Below are 17,870 nucleotides of genomic sequence, written 5' to 3'. Positions count from 1 at the left end.
CCGCTCAAGCCTGCCCCGTTTCGGTGCCGCGCCGGCGGCGCCGATTGACCGCGTTGCGCAGCCGCGCATAGATCGAGCAATAGGCCGGCATCAGCAGCATCTGGATGACGGTACCACCGAGGACGCCGAAGGCCAGCGAGACGGCTGTCGGAATGAGGAACTTCGCCTGCACGCTGGTCTCCTGGATCAGCGGAAAGATGCCGAGGAACGTCGTCAGCGTGGTCAGCAGGATCGGCCGGAAGCGTTCGACAGTGCTGTCGACGATCGCCGTGCGCCACTCAACGCCACGGCGCTCCTTTTCCAGGATGAAGTCGTTGATGAGCAGGCCGCCATTGACCAGTATGCCGGCGAGGCCGATGACGCCGAACAGGCTCAGCAGTGTCAGATTGAGCCCCAGAACGGCGTGTCCGACGAGCGCCCCGACAAGGCCGAACGGCACCACGCCGATCACCAGGATCGGGCGCACATAGGACTGGAACGCCAGCGCCAGGATGACATAGATGCCGAGCATGGCGAGCGCGAAATTGCGCGCCAGCGCCGGCGTCGTCCGTCCCTGCGCCTGCTGTTCGCCGCCCACCGATACGGTCAGCCCCTCGATCCGTTCGCGCAGGCCGGGCACGACGTTCTCCATCAGCCAGGCGGTTTCGGCGCCGCCGGTGGTGACCGTCTCGTTGACGTCGGCGGTCAGCGTGACGACCGTGCGGCCGCCGACCCGCGAGATCACCGATGGCGATTGCTGGAAGCTGAACCGGGCCAGGGTCGTCAGCGGGACGAAGTCCTCGCCGACCAGGACCCTTAGATCGTAAAGGTCGGCGACCGAATTGCGTTCGTCCTCGGGCAGGCGGACGCGGACTTCGACCTCCTCGCCTCCCTGCTGCAGGCTCGTCACCTGGGCGCCGTAGAGCGCGGCACGCAGCTGCCGGGCAAGCGCCGTCGTCGTCGCCCCGTAGACCTGCGCTTCCGGCCGCAGCTCCAGTTCGACTTCGCGTGCAGCCGTGAACCGGTCGTCGCTGATCGAAAGCACGCCGTCGCGCCCTTCCAGCGCCTCGCGCAGTCGCGCCACCGCGCGATCGCGGCCCTCCTGCGTTGCCGCCGACACCTGCAGGGCGATGACGCTGCCCACGCCGATCAGATTGCCGGAGAACTCCAGCGAGCGCGCGCCGACGACGTCCCCGACCTGCTGCTTCCAGGCCTCCTGGAAGGCGCCGGCGCCAAACGCCCGCTGGCTCGAATCGATCAGCTTGGTGGCGATGCTGGCGACGTTGGCGGCACCACCGCCGGCAATGCCCGGCCCGCCGCTGGCCGTCGAAAAGCCGATGGTGATCGTCACGCCTTCGACGATCCGTTCGGCCTCGATGTCGTGTTCGGCCGCCACGGCCCTGGCCGCAGCGGGCACCGCATCGGCAACCTGCTGCGCCCGCTCAAGCGTCACCGTCTCCGACACCCCTTCGGGCAGTTCGAGTTGGGCGGTGACGAAATTGCCCTCGATCGAGGGAAAGAACACGAACTTGACGATCCCACCCGACAACAGCCCGATCGAGCCGATCAGAAGCGCGATCGCGGTCGCCACGACGAACAGGGGTTGCCGCACCGAAAAGGCGATCGCCTTGCGCAGGCCGTTGTCGGCGAAGCGTTCGACCCGTCCGCCGATCGCCCGACGCGCCGGATCGGTCAGACGCCGGGGCGACCATGCCCGCGGTTTGCCCGGCTTCACCGACGACAGGTGCTGCGGCAGCACGAAGAAGCTTTCGGTCAGCGACAGCACCAGGACGATGATGACGATCGCCGCCACGGGCGCGATGAACGATCCCGAAGCGCCCGGCACGAACAGCAGCGGCACGAACGCTGCGATTGTGGTCGACACCGAAAAGAAGACCGGCGGCGCCATGCGTATGGCGGCGTTCTGCGCCGCTGCGCGCGGGTCATCCTCGTTGTGCTGTTCGGTGTAGACCGCTTCGCCGACGACGATGGCGTCGTCGACCACGATCCCCAGCGCAAGAATGAAGCCGAACAGCGAGAGCTGGTTGATCGATATGCCGAAAACCGCCATCAGCGAGAATGCGCCGATGAAGGAGACGGCGATGCCGACCGCCACCCACGCCGCGATGCGGATGTCCAGAAACAGCGCCAGCACGATCAGGATAAGCGTGATCCCGATGGCGCCGTTCTTGGTCAGAAGATCGATGCGTCCCTGCAGCGAGGACGCGGTATCGCGCCAGATCCGCGCATCGATCCCTTCGGGCAGGGACGTTTCGTCCAGATAGGCCTTCAGGCTGTCGACGATATCGAGGATCTGTTCGTCGCCCACGCGGTTGACGCGCAGATAGACCGCCGGCTGCCCGTTGAACCGGCCGATGCGGCTGTCGGGCGCCGCGCCGCCGGTGACCATGGCGATGTCCCCGAGTTCGACCGTGGCACCTGCCTGCGAGGTGAACAGCACGGTCCGGCGGAAGTCCTCGGCGGTTCGTCGCTCGCCGCTCGTGGTCACCTGTATCACATCGGAAGCGCCCTCGATCTGGCCGGCCGCAAGATCGATGGATTCTCCCGACAGCCGATCGGCGAGTTGCGGCAGGGAAATGTTGTAGCGCCGCAGATCGGCCTGGGACACCTCGATGAAGATCGCGTCGTCGGGCACGCCCACGACCTCGACCTGGCTGATGCCGTCGCGCTCGAGCAGTTCCTCGCGCATGGTCTCGGCCACCGACTTCAGCGCCTCGGTGCTCACCGAGCCGGTCACGAGAATCTGCCCGGCCAATTCGTCCGGCTCGATCTCGACGATCTGCGGCTCCTCGGCTGCATCGGGAAACGTCGTGATCCGGTCGATGGCGTTTTCGATGTCGGTGATGACGTCTTCCACATCGGCGCCGCGTGTGAGTTCGGCCTGCACCGAGCCGCTGTCCGAGCGCGCCGTGGCGGTGATCTCGCGAATACCGGACAACCCCTCGAGCGCATCCTCGATCGGCTCGACCACACTGTCGCGCACCTCGGCGGGCGACGAACCCGGCAGCGCCACCGAAACCGAGACGACGCCCGTCGATATCTCCGGGAAGACCTTCACCGTAATGGTGTTCAGCGCCAGCAGACCGCCGGCGATCAGCGCCAGCATGAGCAGGTTGGGCAGGACCCGGTTGGCGATGGCCGCGCCGATAAGCCGCCTCACAGCCGCGCTCCCGCATCATCCGACAGGGCGACACGCTGGCCCTCGGTGGGCGCGGTCAGGTCCGTGGTGACAAGGCGCGTACCGGCCAGGTCGCCGGCGGCGATATAGGCGGTTTCGTCATCGCGCAGCAGCACGGTCACCCTGGCCTGCCGCAACCGGTTGTCGGGCCCGACCACCCAGACCGTGTCGCGTCCTTGCAGCGCAGCCGCGCTCAGCCGTGCGATGGGCCGGCCGGTTTCAAGCGGGACGTCGACACGCACGAGCTGGCCGATGCGCACGCTCGGCTCGGCCGCAAACGGATCGCTGAACTCGACGATCAGATTGGTCACGTGCACATTGCGATCGATGCGCGGGTCGACATTGACGATCGCGCCGCGGCGCAGCAGCCTGGCCTCGTCGTCCGTGGTGTGGATCGTCACCTCCAGGCCGACCAGGTTCTGCGCTTCGCCGAAGGGCGCAAGCTGGCTCTGTGCCAGCCCGAGCACCACCCGTGCCCGGTCGCCCCCGATCAGGTGTCCGACCGATGCGCCCGGCTGCACGACGCTGCCCTCGGACAGCCTCTTGTCGGATACGATACCATCGAATGGCGCGACGAGCGATGCATCGTCGAGATCGGTCTGCGCGGCCCGAAGCCGGGCCTGGGCGACATTGACCGCCGCCTCGGCCGAAGCGCGCCGCGCCGCCGCATCCTGCAAGCTCGCCGGCGCGGTCACGTTGCGATCCTCCAGTGTCTCCTGGCGGTCGAATGCCGCCTGCGCCTCCTGGAACTGCGCGCGGGCGCGCTCGAGCTCGGCGCGCGCCTGGGCGATCCGCGTCTCGATGCGTCGCGTCGACAGGCGGGCGAGCACGTCCGACCGGGCCACCATGGCGCCGACCTCGAAATCGTCGGCGATCGCCGCAACCCTGCCGCTGATCTCGAAGGCCAGGTCCACCTCCTCGACCGCCTGCACGAAGCCGGTCTGCGAAATCACCGGCGGCTCGTCGACGATCTCGACCGTGGTGGTCTCGACCACGGTCGGCCCGGGCGCATCCATGGCCTGGCGCTCGACCTGCCGGGCTTGCGTGAGCCACCAGTAGACGCCGCCGGCCGCGCCCAGGACAACGGCGATAGCAAGAGCCCAGCCCAGGCCGGTGGCGATCTTTCGTGCCTTCATGGCGCAATAACCGTGGCGGCGGCCAAGCGTTCCGGCCCGCGCGCATTCGCGCAGGCCAAGCCGGAACCGCAACCAAGCCAGCCGCATTGAGCGGCCAACGGACCCCGGCTCTGCCGAGCATCACCGCGCGGGCCGTGACGCAGCCGGAATCCGACCGGTCCAGGAGCGCACCGGCGAACCGGTCTACTGGCACGCGACCGCGGCCGTCGTCACGGCTTCGATCGTCCTGCACGGCATGACGGCCTGGCCGGCCATGAAGGCCCTGTCGCGTCGGCAGCCCCAGGAACCAAATCGAGGCTGAGGCGTTCATCGGCCATGTCGGAAACCTTGCCACGTCAGGATGTCGTCGACCGCGACATCGAGCGGGAGCTTGTCCGCCTGGACCGGCTCGCCGACACCCTCGACAGCCGCTTTCGCATTCCCGGCACACCGATCCGGTTCGGCCTGGATACGCTGGTCGGCCTGGTTCCGGGCATTGGCGACACGCTGGTGGCCGCGCCTTCGGCCTGGATGATCTGGCGCGGGCACAAGATGGGTGTGCGCCGGCACCGGCTGGCGCAGATGGCCGCCAATACCGGTATCGACTACGTGATCGGATCGATCCCGCTTGTCGGCGACATCTTCGACCTCGGCTTCAAGGCCAATCTCCGCAACATGGCGATCCTGCGCAAGGAACTCACCGGCAGGACGGCAGCAGCCAGGGCAAGGGAAGCCGCGTGAACACGCCGCCGCCCAAGACCGAGCGTGAGGAAGTCTCCGAGGTTGTCGAGGAAGCCAGGGAGAAATCCGTCGAACGCGCCTCCAAGCTGTCCTCGCGGCTCATTCACGAGGTCATTCGCCGCGACGGCGAGGAGGAACTGCGCCGCCCCTTCAATTCCCTGTTCTGGTCGGGCGTGGCGGCCGGCGTCCTGATCAGCTTTTCGATCATCGGCAAGGGCACGTTCCGAACCTACCTGCCGGACAATGAATGGCGTCACATCATCGAGAACGCCGGCTACAGCTTCGGCTTTCTGCTGGTCATGCTCGGCCGCATGCAACTGTTCACCGAAAACACGATCATGACAGTGCTGCCGGTGATGACAAGGCCCGATATCGACGGGCTGCGCCGCCTGGCGCGCCTGTGGGCCGGCGTCCTTGCGGCCAATGTCATCGGCTGTTTCATCGCGGCCACCGCGATGGCGTATTTGCCGGTCATGCCCGAAGAAATGCCCGCGGCGATCGCCGATCTGGCCTGGCACGTCATGGAGATTCCGGCGTTCGAGAGCTTCGCGCGGGGCGTGCCGGCCGGCATCCTCATCGCCGCCCTTGTCTGGATGCTTCCGCAGGCCAACGCCGCCAGCTTCTGGGTGATCGCCGTGTTCACCTGGCTGATCGGCGTTGCGGGCTTCACCCATATCGTGGCGGGGTCGGTCGAGATGGCCTATCTAATGGTTTTGGGCCAGTTGCCGCTCATGGATGCGGTCTTCGGGTTCTTTGTGCCGGTGCTTCTGGGCAATGTGGTCGGCGGTACGTTGATCTTCACCTTCCTTGCCTTTGCCCAGGTGCGCCAGGAACTGCCCGACGACACACTGCCCGACGACACCGGGTGACCGCGGCACGAACGCTCCTGCGGGCGCGGCGATCCGTCCCCGGACCGCCCGGAACGATTGCCATTGCCCTCCGTTGGTCGGCCAGCAACCAAACCGGAGACAATGCACATGGCTCTACGCAATCTCAACGACGTCTATCTGCACCAGCTGCAGGACATGTACAGCGCCGACCGTCAGGCGCTCGCGGTGACGCGCCGGCTGGCCAATCTCGCCAAGGACGAGCATCTGGTCAGCGCGCTCGATGCGGGCGTCGAAGGCATCCGGCGGGGCATGAAGGAGATGGAGCAGCTCCTGGCGCGCCACGGTGCCGACACCGAAACCGAACACTCCGAGGCGATGGAAGGCATCGTCGCCGAGATCAAGCACGATCTGCTGGAAGCCGAATTCGACGATCCCTATCCGCGCGATGCCATGATCGCGGCCCAGTATCAGCGTATGGCGCATTTCGCCATTGCCGGCTACGGGACGGCGCTGGCCTTCGCGCAGCGACTGGGCCTGACCGAGGATGCCGGGCAGCTCAAGAAGAATCTCGACACGGCCTATAGCGGCGATCGCACGATGACGCAGATCGCCAATGGCAATGTCAACCAGAAGGCCGCCTGACCACCCCGGGCGGCGGCAGACAAGGGGCGCGGCGGACGGCTGCGCCCTTTCGCGTGTTCGGGCTCGGCGGGAACCAGCCTCTGGCCGGCGCGTTGCGCTTGGCGAACGGGAGCATCTTCATGACGACCACCTTGCCGCAAAGCCCTGAGCTGTGCGTGATCGGAGCCGGCGTTGCCGGGGCTCTGGTCGCCAAGCGGGCGGCGGAGGCGGGCATGCGGGTGACCATCCTCGATTGCGGGCCGCGCCTTGACCGTGCCGAGATGCTCGAGCGCTTCCGGCAGGCGGCGAACCAGTCTCTCATGGCGCCCTACCCCGTGGTCGAGCATGCGCCGCAGCCCGGCATGCCGCGCACCGACGACTACCTCGTCCAGAAGGGCCCCGATCCCTACGATCAGCAATACATCCGCGCCGTCGGCGGCACGACCTGGCACTGGGGCGCGGCGACATGGCGTTTCATCCCCAACGACATGCGGATCAAATCGCTCTATGGCGTCGGGCGCGACTGGCCGATCGGCTATGACGAGATCGAGCCGTGGTATTACCAGGCCGAACTCGAGCTTGGCGTTGCCGGACCGGACGATGCGCCCTTCGACGGTCCCCGTTCGCAGCCCTATCCGTTGCCCGCCGCGCCGCTGAGCTATCTTGACCAGGTATTCAAGAACAATGCCGAACAGCTCGGCGAAGTGGTGATCCCGGCCCCGCAGGCACGCAATCACAGCCAGATCTGGGATGGCCGGCCGCCGTGTTGCGGCAACGCCAACTGCATGCCGCTGTGTCCGATCGGCGCACAGTATTCGGGCAACATGACGGTCGAAAAGGCCGAGGCGGCCGGCGCCGAACTGATCACCAACGCCGTGGTCCACTTCCTCGAGGTCGGCGATGACGGCCGGATCGTGGCCGCCCGCTACCTGACGCCGCAGGCCGAGGAGTTCCGGATCGAGGCGGAGCGGTTCGTGCTTGCGGCCAACGGGATCGAGGGGCCGAAGATCATGCTGATGTCGACCCAGGACAACGCGCCCGAGGGCGTGGGCAATTCCTCCGACATGGTCGGCCGCAACCTGATGGACCATCCCGGCTCGGGCAGCCGCTGGTACAGCGCCGAGCCGGTGTGGCCGGGCCGCGGCCCGATGATCCTGTCCGGGCTGGTCTCGATGCGCGATGGCGACTTCCGTCGCACCACCGCCGCCCGCAAGCTGCAGCCCAGCAACTTCAACATTGTCGGCTGGGTGACGCCCGAGGCGATCGATGAAGGCCTGACCGGCGAGGCGTTGCGCGAACAGGTGCGCTACCGTTCGACCCACCGCATGATCCTTTGGGGGTTGCACGAGCAACTGCCCGATCCGTCCAACCGCATCGTGCCGTCGACCGACAAGCTCACCGACAAGCTCGGCATTCCCCGCCCGGAGATCCACTACCGCGTCGATGACTACACCTGGGCGTCGATCCGCGAGGCGCACCGTTTCGCCGAGCGGCTGGCCGAGCTCTACGGCGCCGACGAGGTCGAGCACGACACCGGGTTTTCCGGCAACAACCACATCATGGGCGCGACCATCATGGGCGAGGATCCCGGCGACAGCGTCGTCGACGGCGACTGCCGCACCCATGACCATCCCAATCTGTGGATTTCCTCGTCGAGCACCTTTCCGTCCGGCTCATCGGTCAATTCGACGCTGACGATCGCCGCCCTTGCCGTGCGCATGGCCGACAAGATCGTGCGGCAGGCACGGCCGCAATGACCCATCTGCCTGCAAGCGGGCCGGCACGCGCCGTCGGCCCTTGCCGTATCGCCCGACTGGCGCTCGGCCTGGGCCTGGTTGCCGGTGCGGCGATCGTCGCGGCCACGTCCCCCTCCCCCGGCCAGTCGGCCGATGTGCTGCTGGAATGCTCGTCCTGCCACGGCAGCGGCCAGGCGCTTCCCGGCCGGCAGAGCACGATGCAGACACCCTTTCCCGATCTGGACGGCCAGCCCGCCCGCTATCTGGACCGCCAGCTCGATGCCTTTCGGCTCGGCCTTCGCAAGCATCGGCAAATGCAGTCGACCGCCACCGCCCTGGGCGAAGGCGGCGCGCCGGCCATGGCCCGCCTTTACGCCGATGCGCCCGCCGGCCAATGGCAGGCCCCGGCATCCGACGAGCTGAACGAGAACGGCCGCGCCCTTGCCCTGGAAGGCGCCTGGGAACGCGGCGTTCCGCCCTGCGCTTCGTGCCACGGCCCCTCCGCACAACAAAGCGGGCGGTTGGCCCCGGTCCTTTACGGTCAGGATGCGGCCTATCTGGCCCATGAACTGCGCCGCTATGCCAATGGCGAACGGCGCTCGGACACCATGGGCCGCATGCGCGCCTATGCCGGCCAGCTCAGCCAGAGCGAAATCCAGGCCGTCGCCGACTATTATGGCGCATGGACGGCCAAGCAGGAACAATGACGATGGACGACCGACACCGCCTCACCCGCCGCAGCTTCACCATGCTGGGCACGGCCGCCTTTCTGGCCCCGATCACGGCGGCGGCACAGCCCGCACCGGGCGCCGGCGATTTCATCGGTTTCGCCGACTTCGCCGCCCGTTGCCGTGAACTGTCGGGGTTCGACCCGCTGCCCCGGACGCTGCTGACCCGTCTGGCCAACCGCATGCCGGAAGGCGACAGGCGCGCCGTGGCCCAGCGCGACCCGATCCCCGAGCCGCTGCGCAAGCGCGTTCTCAAGGCGCTTTACACCGGCGTGTACGAGCCGGGCGATGGCGAAGACGGCGAGAGCGTGCGGATCGGCTATCCCGACGCGCTGATGTATGCTGCGGTCGACGATTCGATCAACGTTCCCACCTATTGCGGCGGCCTGCCCGGCTACTGGGAGCAAAAGCCGGTCTTGAGCTGACCGCAGGCCGCGACCGGACGGACTGCCGGCGCGCGCTCACTCCCCGCTCATCCAGCGCAAACGGCCGATCTCGGCTTCGATGCGGTCGCGTTGGGCGACGAGCTGGCGCCGCTCGTCATCGCTCCAGCCCGTCTGGTCGAGGACGGTATCGAACTGCTCCAGAATGCGCTTTTCGCCGTCGATGAAACCGTTGAGCATGTCCTGGTCGAGCCGGTCGGCCCAATCGCGGACCGTCAGGACGGATCTGTGCACCAGCGAAAGCCACGATCCGTCCGCATCGGGTTCGCCGCCATTGGCGATGAGGATCCTCGAGAGCGTTTCGGCCTGCTCGTTGTGCAACTCGGCCAGCGACTGGCACACCGCGGCGATCTCGCCCTCGTCGCGCTTGGCCGCTTCCTCATATCCCTTGGCTGCGTCGACATGGCGTGTCTGCAGCGTTGCAAGGGCGGTCAGCTTGTCGGAAAGCAGATCGATGTTGAGCGGTGCGCGCATCTCGGTGTCTCCTTTGTAACGGCAATCGCATCGGACCGATGCCCGTTGCGATGCCCGGGTTTGGGCTTTTGCCCGGCCGGGGCGTGCCGCCACGGACGGGCCTATCCGTCAACCACGAGAGCATCGGGATCGGCGCCCATTTCCACAAGCGTCGCACGGACGTCCTCGGCCATCTGCGGCGGCCCGCACACGTAAAATGTCTGCGAAAGGTCATCGACATAGCGGGACAGGAATTGCCGGTCGATCATGCCATGAGCATGCTCGGTGATGCGCTCGTGCGACAGCACATGCATGACGTCGAGCCCTGCCATGGTGTCGAGAACGTTATGGGGAAAGATATCCCGCGTGCGCTTGTTGGCCAGGAACAGCCGATGTCCGGCCAGCGCATCATCGCGGTCGAGTGCGCGAAGGATGGGCACGAACGGCGTGACCCCCGCACCGCCGGCGATGAAGACCCCCGGCCCCCTGTAGCGGATCGAGCCATGGGGCGCTCCCACGATCAGCCGGTCGCCAACGACCAGCCGCGCAAGTTGCTTGGTCACGTCGCCCTTGTCCGGATAGCTCTTGATCATGAACTGCAGCCGGTCCCAGTCGGGCAGGCCGGTGAACGAGAACGGTCGCTCGGCTTCCTCCCAGCCCGGCTTGTCGATGGCGACATGCGCCCACTGGCCGGGCTCGAAGTCGAAGCCCTCGGGCCTTTCGAGATCGTATTGGTAGACGTTGCGTGCGAGCGGCGTGATCGTTCGGATCGACAGGCGATGAGCCATCTGAGCCTCAACCGCGCTGCATCGGCGTCCGGCCGGTCACGCCTTGCCGTCGTCCCGGTCGTCCCGGTCGTCCCTCGCCCCAAGATCGCGCCGGGCGCGTTCATGCTTGTCCATCTTTTCAAAGCTGTCGATCACGTTGTCGTCCGGCTCCTGCTTGACGTCCGGTACGGCCTGGCGCTGGTTGCGCACATTGGCCTGATCGTTGCCCTGAAGTTCGTTGTTGCCCATCTCGTCATCGGCGAGATCGCTGCGCTTGAGTTTTTGCGGGTCTTGCGCGTGTCTGGCCATCGTTTCCTCGTTGCCGGTTTGCGAGGATAACGAAAGCGCCGCGCGCCGGTTCCACGACCGGGCCGACCGTCGCCGGACCGGCGGCGGACGCGATCACACCGCCAGGTATTGCTCGCGCAGATCCTCGCTGTCGAGAACCTGCTGGGCCGTTCCGCGGAAGACGACTTCGCCCATATCGAGGATGACCGCACTGTCGGCGATCCGCAGCGCGGCAAGCGCGTTCTGCTCGACGATGATCGTCGTGATTCCCGACCGGCGGATGACCTCCATCGTCTTTTCGATTTCCTCGACGATCGTCGGCGCCAGGCCTTCATAGGGCTCGTCGAGCAACAGCAGCTTGATCTGCCGCGCCAGCGCCCTTGCGATGGCCAGCATCTGCTGCTCACCGCCCGAAAGCGTGTTCGCCTCCTGGCGCTTGCGCTCGCCCAGCCGCGGAAACAGCTCGTAGATCTGGGCGATCTCCCAGCCGCGCGGCTCCACTGTCTGTGCGAGGATGAGGTTTTCCTCGACCGTGATGCCCGGGATGATGCGCCGGTCTTCGGGGACGAGCTGAACGCCGGCGCGCGCGGCCTGATAGGCCTTCATGGAATGCAGCGCCTGGCCGTCGAGCCAGATCTCGCCCGCCGTCAGATGCGGCTCCTGGGCGCGGGCCAGCGTGCGCAGCGTCGACGTCTTTCCCGCACCGTTGCGGCCGAGCAGGGCGACGATCTCGTTTTCGGCGATGTCGAAGGACACGCCCTGCACGATGTAGCTTTCCCCGTAATAGCTCTCAACGTTCCGGCACGAGAAGAAGGGCCGGCCGCCCGTCCGCGTCGCCTCGGGACGCTCCATCGCATCGGCCATGGCCATCAGTGCGCTCCTCCCAGATAGGCTTCCTTGACCTTCGGATTGCCGCGCACCTCTTCGGGCGTGCCGTCGGCAATGACCGCGCCCTGGGCGAGCACGGACACGCGCTGGGCGAGCGAGAAGACGACATGCATGTCGTGCTCGATGACGATCTTGGTCATGCCCTTTTCCGAGATCAGCCGCAGCAGGTCGATGGTCCGGTTGGTGTCGTGCCGCGACATGCCGGCCGTCGGCTCGTCGAGCAGCAACAGCTTGGCATGGGCGGCGATGCAGATGGCAAGCTCCAGCCGGCGCTTGTCGCCGCGCGACAGATGCTCGGCCTCCACATCGCGCTGATCGGCCAGCCCGACCTGCGCCAGCACGCTTTGCGCTTCCTCCGTTGCCGAGTTGGACGCGTTGAGCGGGGTGACCGGATTGAACCGGAACTCGCCGTCGCGCTTGGACAGCGCGGCTATGGTGACGTTCTCGGTCAGGCTCATGCCGGGAAAGATCTGCGGCGTCTGGAAGACGCGGGCGATGCCGCGCTGGATGATCCGGTGCTGCTTGAGCCCCTTGATCGACTTGCCCTCGAACAGGATCTCGCCGGTATCGGGTTCGATCAGCCCGATCAGGCAGTTCAGGAAGGTCGACTTGCCGGCCCCGTTCGGCCCGATGATCGCGTGGATCGAGCCCTTGGCGACGTCGAGATTGATGTTGTTGATCGCCTGCAGCCCGCCGAAGCGCTTGTTGAGGCCCTTCACCTGAAGGATCGCTTCGCCGGTCGGCAACGTCCCGGCCGGCGGCGGCGCCCCCGTTTCGGGCTGTGGCGTTTGTACGTCTGCCATGATTGTCGGTCCTCAGCCCAGATTGCGCTCGCGTTGGGTGTCCGGTTCCATGTCGGGCACGTTGTGCCGGCGCTCGCGGACCTTGTGGCCGGTGGCCCGCCAGATCATCGCGCCAAGCTGGACGAAGCCGCCGGGCAGGAAGATGACCACGAGCACGAAGACCAGGCCCAGGACGAGCTTCCACTGCTCGCCGATCGCCGCCTGCACGACGTTTTCGAAATACATCAGGAAGCCCGCGCCGATGATCGGGCCGAACAGCGTGCCCACGCCGCCGATCACCGACATGATCACCACCTCGCCCGAAGTCGACCAGTGCAGGAACTTGGTCGCCACATAGGGCTCGTAGACGACCATCAGGAAGCCCGCCACGCCGGCGAAATGCGCCGAGATCATGAAGGCCGCCATCTTGTAGGCCCACACATTGACGCCGGTATATTGCAGCCGCATCGGGTTTTCCTTGATCGACCGCAGCATCAGCCCGAAGGCCGAATTCTTGATCATCCGCGCCACGGCGAAGCCGAAGATCAGCATGATCGCGCCCATGTAGAAGACGTAAAGCCCCTGCATGGGCATGCCGAACAGGGTCGGCGTCGTGCGCATGGTCAGCCCGTCATAGCCGCCGGTGAACGGGGCGAAGATGGCGAGCGCCGCCGCGAACATCATCTCGGCGAAGGCGAGCGTCAGGATGGAGAAGTAGATGCCGGTCCGCCGCAGCGACAGGAAGCCGATGGCCGCGGCCAGCACCAGCACGCCAAGCTGCGAGGCGATGAAGGCGACGATGATCTCCGAGGTGTGATCGCGGAAGACATAACCGGTGACATAGGCGGCACCGCCGAAGAAGGCGGCGTGGCCGAATGACAACAGGCCGGTGAAGCCCAGCAGAATGTCGAAGCCCACCGCGAAGATCGCCCAGACCATGATCTTGGTGGCAAGCCCCTCATAGCCGCCCAGCAGCGGCAGCCAGAACGGCATGGACAGCACGATCGCAGAAAAGACCAGAAGGATCAGCGCCTCCCGGCCCATGCTGCGGGTGCCGGTCGCCGCTGCGGGACGGACCGGCCCCGATACGGTCTCGGTGCTCATTCGAACACTCCCTTCTTGCCGAACAGGCCGCGCGGGCGCACCAGCAGTACGACGACGGCGATCAGATAGACGACGATCTGCTGCAGATTGGCGATTTCGGCCGAAAAGCTCAGCGCCATCCCGATCAGGATCGCCGCGATCAAGGCGCCCGACAAGGACCCCATGCCGCCAATGACCACGACCAGGAAGGACGGCACCAGAAGCGCCATGCCGACACCGGGCGTGACCTGGGTGATCGGCCCGCCGAACACCCCGGCAATGCCGGCGATCGCCGCGCCCAGACCGACCACGATGGCGAATTTCTGGGCGATGTTGATCCCCAGGAAGCGCAGCATCTCGGGATCGCGCATGCCGGCGCGCACCACAAGGCCGAAGCGCGTGAACTGCAGCAGCGCGAACAGGCCGGCGACGGTGACCAGCGACACCGCGATCAGCACGACGCGCCAGAACTGGTAGGTCACGAAACCTTCGATGAACGGCACCCAGAGCGAGGGCGCCTCCTGGAACACCGGCACCGCCGGCACCGCGCTCCAGTCCGAGTAGAACACCATCAGCCCGCTGCCCCATTCAGGCAGGGTGAAGGGTATGTTGTTGGCGCCGAAGATCCATTTCATCAACTCCTCGACGACGATCGCCAGGCCGAATGTGATCAGGATCTGGTCGGTGTGCGGGCGCGTGTAGAAATGGCGTATGAGGCCGCGCTCGAAAGCCACGCCGATCGCGAACAAGAGCGCGGGAACCAGAATGATGGCCAGCAGGAAATTGGTGTTGGCCGCAACCGTCACGGCCGCGTAGATGGCGATGACGTAAAGCGCGCCGTGGGCGAAATTGACAAATCCGAGCGTGCCGAAAATCAGTGTCAGGCCGAGCGCGATCAGCGCATAGATGGCGCCGAGCTGAAGGCCCGTGAGCAGTTGAAGAAAGAGGGCGTTGGGATCCATGCGTTCCTCCCGCGCTTGCGATCGCCGGTTCCGCCGGGCACCTCGCTCCGAGGTGCCATCATGACCGTTGACCGGTCATCGAAACCAGGCGGCACCGGGCGCGCGGACGCCCGGTGCCCGTCATCGGGTCGGCCTCAGGCGGTCGGGCAGTAATCGCCCAGTTCGCCCTCGAAGGTGTCGACCGGATATTCGACCGTCGACCGCGGCACTTCCGAGACGATCTGCAGAAGGTCGAATTCGGAGGCGCGCTCGGAGGCCGACTTCCCGCGCACCAGGAACACGTCGTGGAACGACTGGTGGTCCTCGGCCCGGTAGAGGCTGGCCGAGTTGTAGCCGTCGCCCTCATACTCGTGACCCTCGAGCGCGCGGATCACTTCGGGCGCGTAGAACGTGCCGGCCCGCTCGCACGCATCCGCATAGAGGATGACCTGCACATAGCAGGTGTGCGCCGCCTGGCTCGGCGGGAAGCCGTACTTGTCGGTGAAGCTGTCCACGAACGCCTTGGCGCCCGGATTGTCCAGCGACCAGTTCCAGTTGGTCGTGCCGAACACGCCCTCGATGTTGTCGCCGGCGCCCTGTGCCATCAGGCGCGAATACAGCGGCACGACCAGTTCGACCTGACGGCCGTTCTTCTGCATGTCGCGCACGCCGAACTGCACGGCCTGGGTCACCGAGTTGACCATGTCGTTGCCGTAATGGTTGAGCACCAGCACATCGGCATCGGAGTTGAGGAACGCGGTCAGGAACTGCGAATAGTCGGTCGCCCCAAGCGGCGTCGAAACGCGGTTGATCGTCGACCAGCCCTCGCCTTCGGTCGCGTCCTTGATCGAGCCGGACATCGAATGGCCCCAATTATAGTCCGCCGTCAGGTGGAAGGCGGCGCGGTCGGTGCCGTAGTTCTCGGCCAGCACCGGGCCGAGCGCCAACCCGGTCATGTGCGTGTTGAAGAACTGACGAAAACCGTAGCGGCGCCGGTCCTTGCCCGTCGTTTCATTGGCATGGGTCAGGCCGTTCATGAAGACCACGCCCAGCTCCTGAGCCAACGACTGCGCGGCAACGGCGGTGGCCGAGGACGAGCCGCCATTGAACATGATGACGCCGTCGCGCTCGATCATGCGGCGGGCGACCTGTCGTGTTGCGTCCGGATTGGTCTGGTCATCGCCGGACACATAGGTGACCTTCTTGCCGAGCACGCCCTGGCCGGTTAGCGACAGCGGCTGCAGCGTGTTGAGGATGCCGCCGCCATTGTTGATGTGCTCGACGGCGAGCTCCTGCGCGCGCAATTCGTCGGCGCCTTCATCGGCATAGGCACCGGTCTTGGGGACCGAGAAGCCGAACACCACTTCGGGCCCTTCCACCGGAAAGTTGCCGAGCGTGGCGCATTCGCCCTGGGCCCAGGCGTTCTTGACGAAGAAGTGCGGCGTTGCCAGCGCTCCGGCGACCGCTGCGCCGCCCTTGAGCACCTGCCGGCGCGACGCGTTGCGTTTTGTAAACTTCATTACGATCCTCCCTGGTGACGTCACGGCCCTGGCGCACGGGATTGCCGGCGCGCCACGCCTTGACGCAAGGATAAACCGCGTTTACGCGATAATGAACCGCATTAACGGCGGCTTGACCATTTGTGTAAACATACGCAAGACTGCGTGACCGTGGTGTAAACAGATTTACCGATCGCCGTGTCACGCATCCTCATAGGTCAGCGAATCCGCGAGCGCCGCCGCGCACTCGGCATGGCGCAGCGCGACCTGGCCGACCGGTTGGGCATTTCGACCGCCTATCTGAGCCTGATCGAGAACGACAAGCGCCTGGTCGCCGGCTCCCTGCTTCGGCAGACCGCCGATGCGCTCGGCGTCGATCTCGAATTCCTGTCGGCGAGCCGCGACGCGCGCCTTGCCGACGATCTGGCCGAACTGACCAGCGCGCTGGGTCTTGGCGAGCTGTCCGGAACGCCCTCCACGGAGCTCGCCAGTCGCCATCCGCAATGGGCGCGCACGCTGATTTCGCTCAACCGCAATCTTCAGGAGGCCCGCGACACCGCGCTCGCCCTGTCCGACCGGCTCAACCGTGACCCGGCTCTCGTCACCCTCAGTCACCAGACGCTGACCGAGATCACCGCCATTCGCTCGGCGGCGGAGATCCTGGCGCAGTATCCGACCCTTGAGGCGGACGAGCGCAAGCGCTTCGTGGACATCGTGGCCACATCCAGCGACCGGCTCACCGCCAGCGCGCGCGCCATGCTCGACATGCTCGAAGGTCCCGACGCGCTGGTTCCGGCCTCGACGCCGGCACGCGAGGTCGAGGACTTCATCATCGATCATGGCAATTTCTTCGCCGCCATCGAGGATGCGGCGCCGGCGATCATCGGCCAGTTGCCCGAGCACGGCCTGGGGCTCAGCGCGGTTCTGGCTGCCCGCCTCGAGGACCGGCACGGCGTTGCGGTGCGCCGCGGCAATGGCGCCTCGCCGGCCGGCGGCGATCGCATCATGACGATCCCGACCGGCGCGCCCGAGCCGACCGTGCGCTTCACCCTGGCGCGCGAACTGGCCGCGCGCGAACTGGCCGATGCCATAGAGGAGATCGCCGGGCAGGCCGCGTTTACCTCGCGCGAGGCGAGCCACAGGGCGCGCCGCGCCCTGGCCCGGTATGGCGCCGGCACATTGCTGATGCCCTATGACCGGTTTCACGAGGCCGCCGAGACGAGCCGCTACGACCTTGCCCATCTGCAGGGGTCGTTCAATGCCAGCTTCGAGCAGGTCGCCCACCGGCTGGTCACGCTGCGCCGGCCGGGCGCGGAGGGCATTCCCTTTGCCTTCGTGCGCTCCGATCCGGCCGGCAACATCTCCAAGCGCTTTTCCCTGCCGGGCCTGCGCATGCCGCAGTTCGGCGGCGCCTGCCCGCTGTGGGCGCTCTACGCGGCCTTTGCCAGCGGCGACCGGATCGTCAGCCAGTGCGTCGCCATGCCCGACGGCCAGCGTTTCGTCTTCATCGCCCGGCAGGTGCGCAAGGGCGCGCCTTCGAGCGCTGCGACGGAGGCGCGCTATGCCGTCATGCTGGCCTGCGACGCCCACTATGCCGGCCGACTGATCCATGCCGATGCCGCCGGCCCGATCACGCAGGCCGGATGGGAATGCCGCTCCTGCCCGCGCCCGGACTGCGCCCAGCGCGCCCATCCCGCGCTCAATCTTTCTGCGCGCCCCCGCGCGGTGATACACAACACACCCTAAGCCCAAAGGCCGGTTGGACCTTGGCGCGCGG

17 protein-coding genes are annotated in these 17,870 nt (G+C 66.5%); 7 read left to right on the top strand and 10 right to left on the bottom strand.

The window, feature by feature from the left end; all coding sequences use genetic code 11:
- Window positions 1–4: 4 nt before the first annotated feature.
- Both RBB34_RS08885 and RBB34_RS08880 read right to left on the bottom strand, forming a co-directional pair.
- Window positions 5–3,160 carry an efflux RND transporter permease subunit gene (locus tag RBB34_RS08885; protein ID WP_306118850.1) on the bottom strand — a complete coding sequence of 1,052 codons (3,156 nt, stop codon included), beginning with the start codon at window positions 3,158–3,160 and terminating at the stop codon, window positions 5–7.
- Entirely contained in the window at window positions 3,157–4,314 is a 1,158-nt protein-coding gene (locus RBB34_RS08880; RefSeq protein ID WP_306118849.1) for an efflux RND transporter periplasmic adaptor subunit, read from the bottom strand. The genes RBB34_RS08885 and RBB34_RS08880 overlap by 4 nt, the downstream gene beginning before the upstream one ends.
- A 315-nt stretch (window positions 4,315–4,629) precedes the next feature.
- Between RBB34_RS08880 and RBB34_RS08875 the strand changes: the two genes are divergently transcribed.
- From RBB34_RS08875 to RBB34_RS08850, 6 genes are all read left to right on the top strand, one after another.
- Window positions 4,630–5,034 (top strand): DUF4112 domain-containing protein, encoded by a 405-nt coding sequence (locus tag RBB34_RS08875; protein WP_306118848.1) that lies wholly within the window; start codon window positions 4,630–4,632, stop codon window positions 5,032–5,034.
- Window positions 5,031–5,903 (top strand): formate/nitrite transporter family protein, encoded by an 873-nt coding sequence (locus tag RBB34_RS08870; RefSeq protein ID WP_306118847.1) that lies wholly within the window; start codon window positions 5,031–5,033, stop codon window positions 5,901–5,903. Before RBB34_RS08875 ends, RBB34_RS08870 begins: the two co-directional genes overlap by 4 nt.
- Before the next feature lie 108 nt (window positions 5,904–6,011).
- Window positions 6,012–6,506 (top strand): DUF892 family protein, encoded by a 495-nt coding sequence (locus RBB34_RS08865; RefSeq protein ID WP_306118846.1) that lies wholly within the window; start codon window positions 6,012–6,014, stop codon window positions 6,504–6,506.
- Between the two features lie 119 nt (window positions 6,507–6,625).
- Window positions 6,626–8,242 (top strand): GMC family oxidoreductase, encoded by a 1,617-nt coding sequence (locus RBB34_RS08860; RefSeq protein ID WP_306118845.1) that lies wholly within the window; start codon window positions 6,626–6,628, stop codon window positions 8,240–8,242.
- A complete protein-coding gene (locus tag RBB34_RS08855; protein WP_306118844.1) occupies window positions 8,239–8,928 on the top strand; it encodes a c-type cytochrome in 690 nt (229 codons plus the stop codon). Before RBB34_RS08860 ends, RBB34_RS08855 begins: the two co-directional genes overlap by 4 nt.
- A gap of 2 nt (window positions 8,929–8,930) precedes the next feature.
- A complete protein-coding gene (locus RBB34_RS08850; RefSeq protein ID WP_306118843.1) occupies window positions 8,931–9,374 on the top strand; it encodes a sugar dehydrogenase complex small subunit in 444 nt (147 codons plus the stop codon).
- A 36-nt stretch (window positions 9,375–9,410) separates the two neighbouring features.
- Here the strand turns inward: RBB34_RS08850 and RBB34_RS08845 are convergent, their stop codons facing one another.
- The 8 genes from RBB34_RS08845 to RBB34_RS08810 all read right to left on the bottom strand — a co-directional run bounded on the left by RBB34_RS08845 (window position 9,411) and on the right by RBB34_RS08810 (window position 16,114).
- Complete coding sequence (locus RBB34_RS08845) at window positions 9,411–9,866, bottom strand: DUF2383 domain-containing protein (RefSeq protein WP_306118841.1); 456 nt, start codon at window positions 9,864–9,866, stop codon at window positions 9,411–9,413.
- 101 nt (window positions 9,867–9,967) lie between these two features.
- Window positions 9,968–10,633, bottom strand: coding sequence for an FAD-binding oxidoreductase (locus RBB34_RS08840; protein WP_306118840.1), 666 nt, complete (start codon window positions 10,631–10,633; stop codon window positions 9,968–9,970).
- 36 nt (window positions 10,634–10,669) lie between these two features.
- Entirely contained in the window at window positions 10,670–10,921 is a 252-nt protein-coding gene (locus tag RBB34_RS08835; protein ID WP_306118839.1) for a hypothetical protein, read from the bottom strand.
- A gap of 93 nt (window positions 10,922–11,014) precedes the next feature.
- The gene (locus RBB34_RS08830) at window positions 11,015–11,770 is read right to left on the bottom strand and encodes an ABC transporter ATP-binding protein (protein WP_306118838.1); all 756 of its coding nucleotides are present in this window, start codon (window positions 11,768–11,770) and stop codon (window positions 11,015–11,017) included.
- Window positions 11,770–12,591 carry an ABC transporter ATP-binding protein gene (locus RBB34_RS08825; RefSeq protein ID WP_306118837.1) on the bottom strand — a complete coding sequence of 274 codons (822 nt, stop codon included), beginning with the start codon at window positions 12,589–12,591 and terminating at the stop codon, window positions 11,770–11,772. The genes RBB34_RS08830 and RBB34_RS08825 overlap by 1 nt, the downstream gene beginning before the upstream one ends.
- Before the next feature lie 12 nt (window positions 12,592–12,603).
- Window positions 12,604–13,674 carry a branched-chain amino acid ABC transporter permease gene (locus tag RBB34_RS08820; RefSeq protein ID WP_306118836.1) on the bottom strand — a complete coding sequence of 357 codons (1,071 nt, stop codon included), beginning with the start codon at window positions 13,672–13,674 and terminating at the stop codon, window positions 12,604–12,606.
- Window positions 13,671–14,615 carry a branched-chain amino acid ABC transporter permease gene (locus RBB34_RS08815; protein WP_306118835.1) on the bottom strand — a complete coding sequence of 315 codons (945 nt, stop codon included), beginning with the start codon at window positions 14,613–14,615 and terminating at the stop codon, window positions 13,671–13,673. The genes RBB34_RS08820 and RBB34_RS08815 overlap by 4 nt, the downstream gene beginning before the upstream one ends.
- Window positions 14,616–14,749: 134 nt before the next feature.
- Entirely contained in the window at window positions 14,750–16,114 is a 1,365-nt protein-coding gene (locus tag RBB34_RS08810) for a substrate-binding protein (protein ID WP_306118834.1), read from the bottom strand.
- A 177-nt stretch (window positions 16,115–16,291) separates the two neighbouring features.
- Between RBB34_RS08810 and RBB34_RS08805 the strand changes: the two genes are divergently transcribed.
- Entirely contained in the window at window positions 16,292–17,839 is a 1,548-nt protein-coding gene (locus tag RBB34_RS08805) for a short-chain fatty acyl-CoA regulator family protein (protein WP_306118833.1), read from the top strand.
- The last annotated feature ends 31 nt before the right edge of the window (window positions 17,840–17,870 follow it).

The organism is Roseitalea sp. MMSF_3546, assembly GCF_030732865.1.
Lineage (GTDB): Bacteria > Pseudomonadota > Alphaproteobacteria > Rhizobiales > Rhizobiaceae > Roseitalea.
The sequence above is the reverse complement of the archived record's forward strand: the minus strand, read 5'-3'. Positions and strand labels throughout refer to the sequence as shown.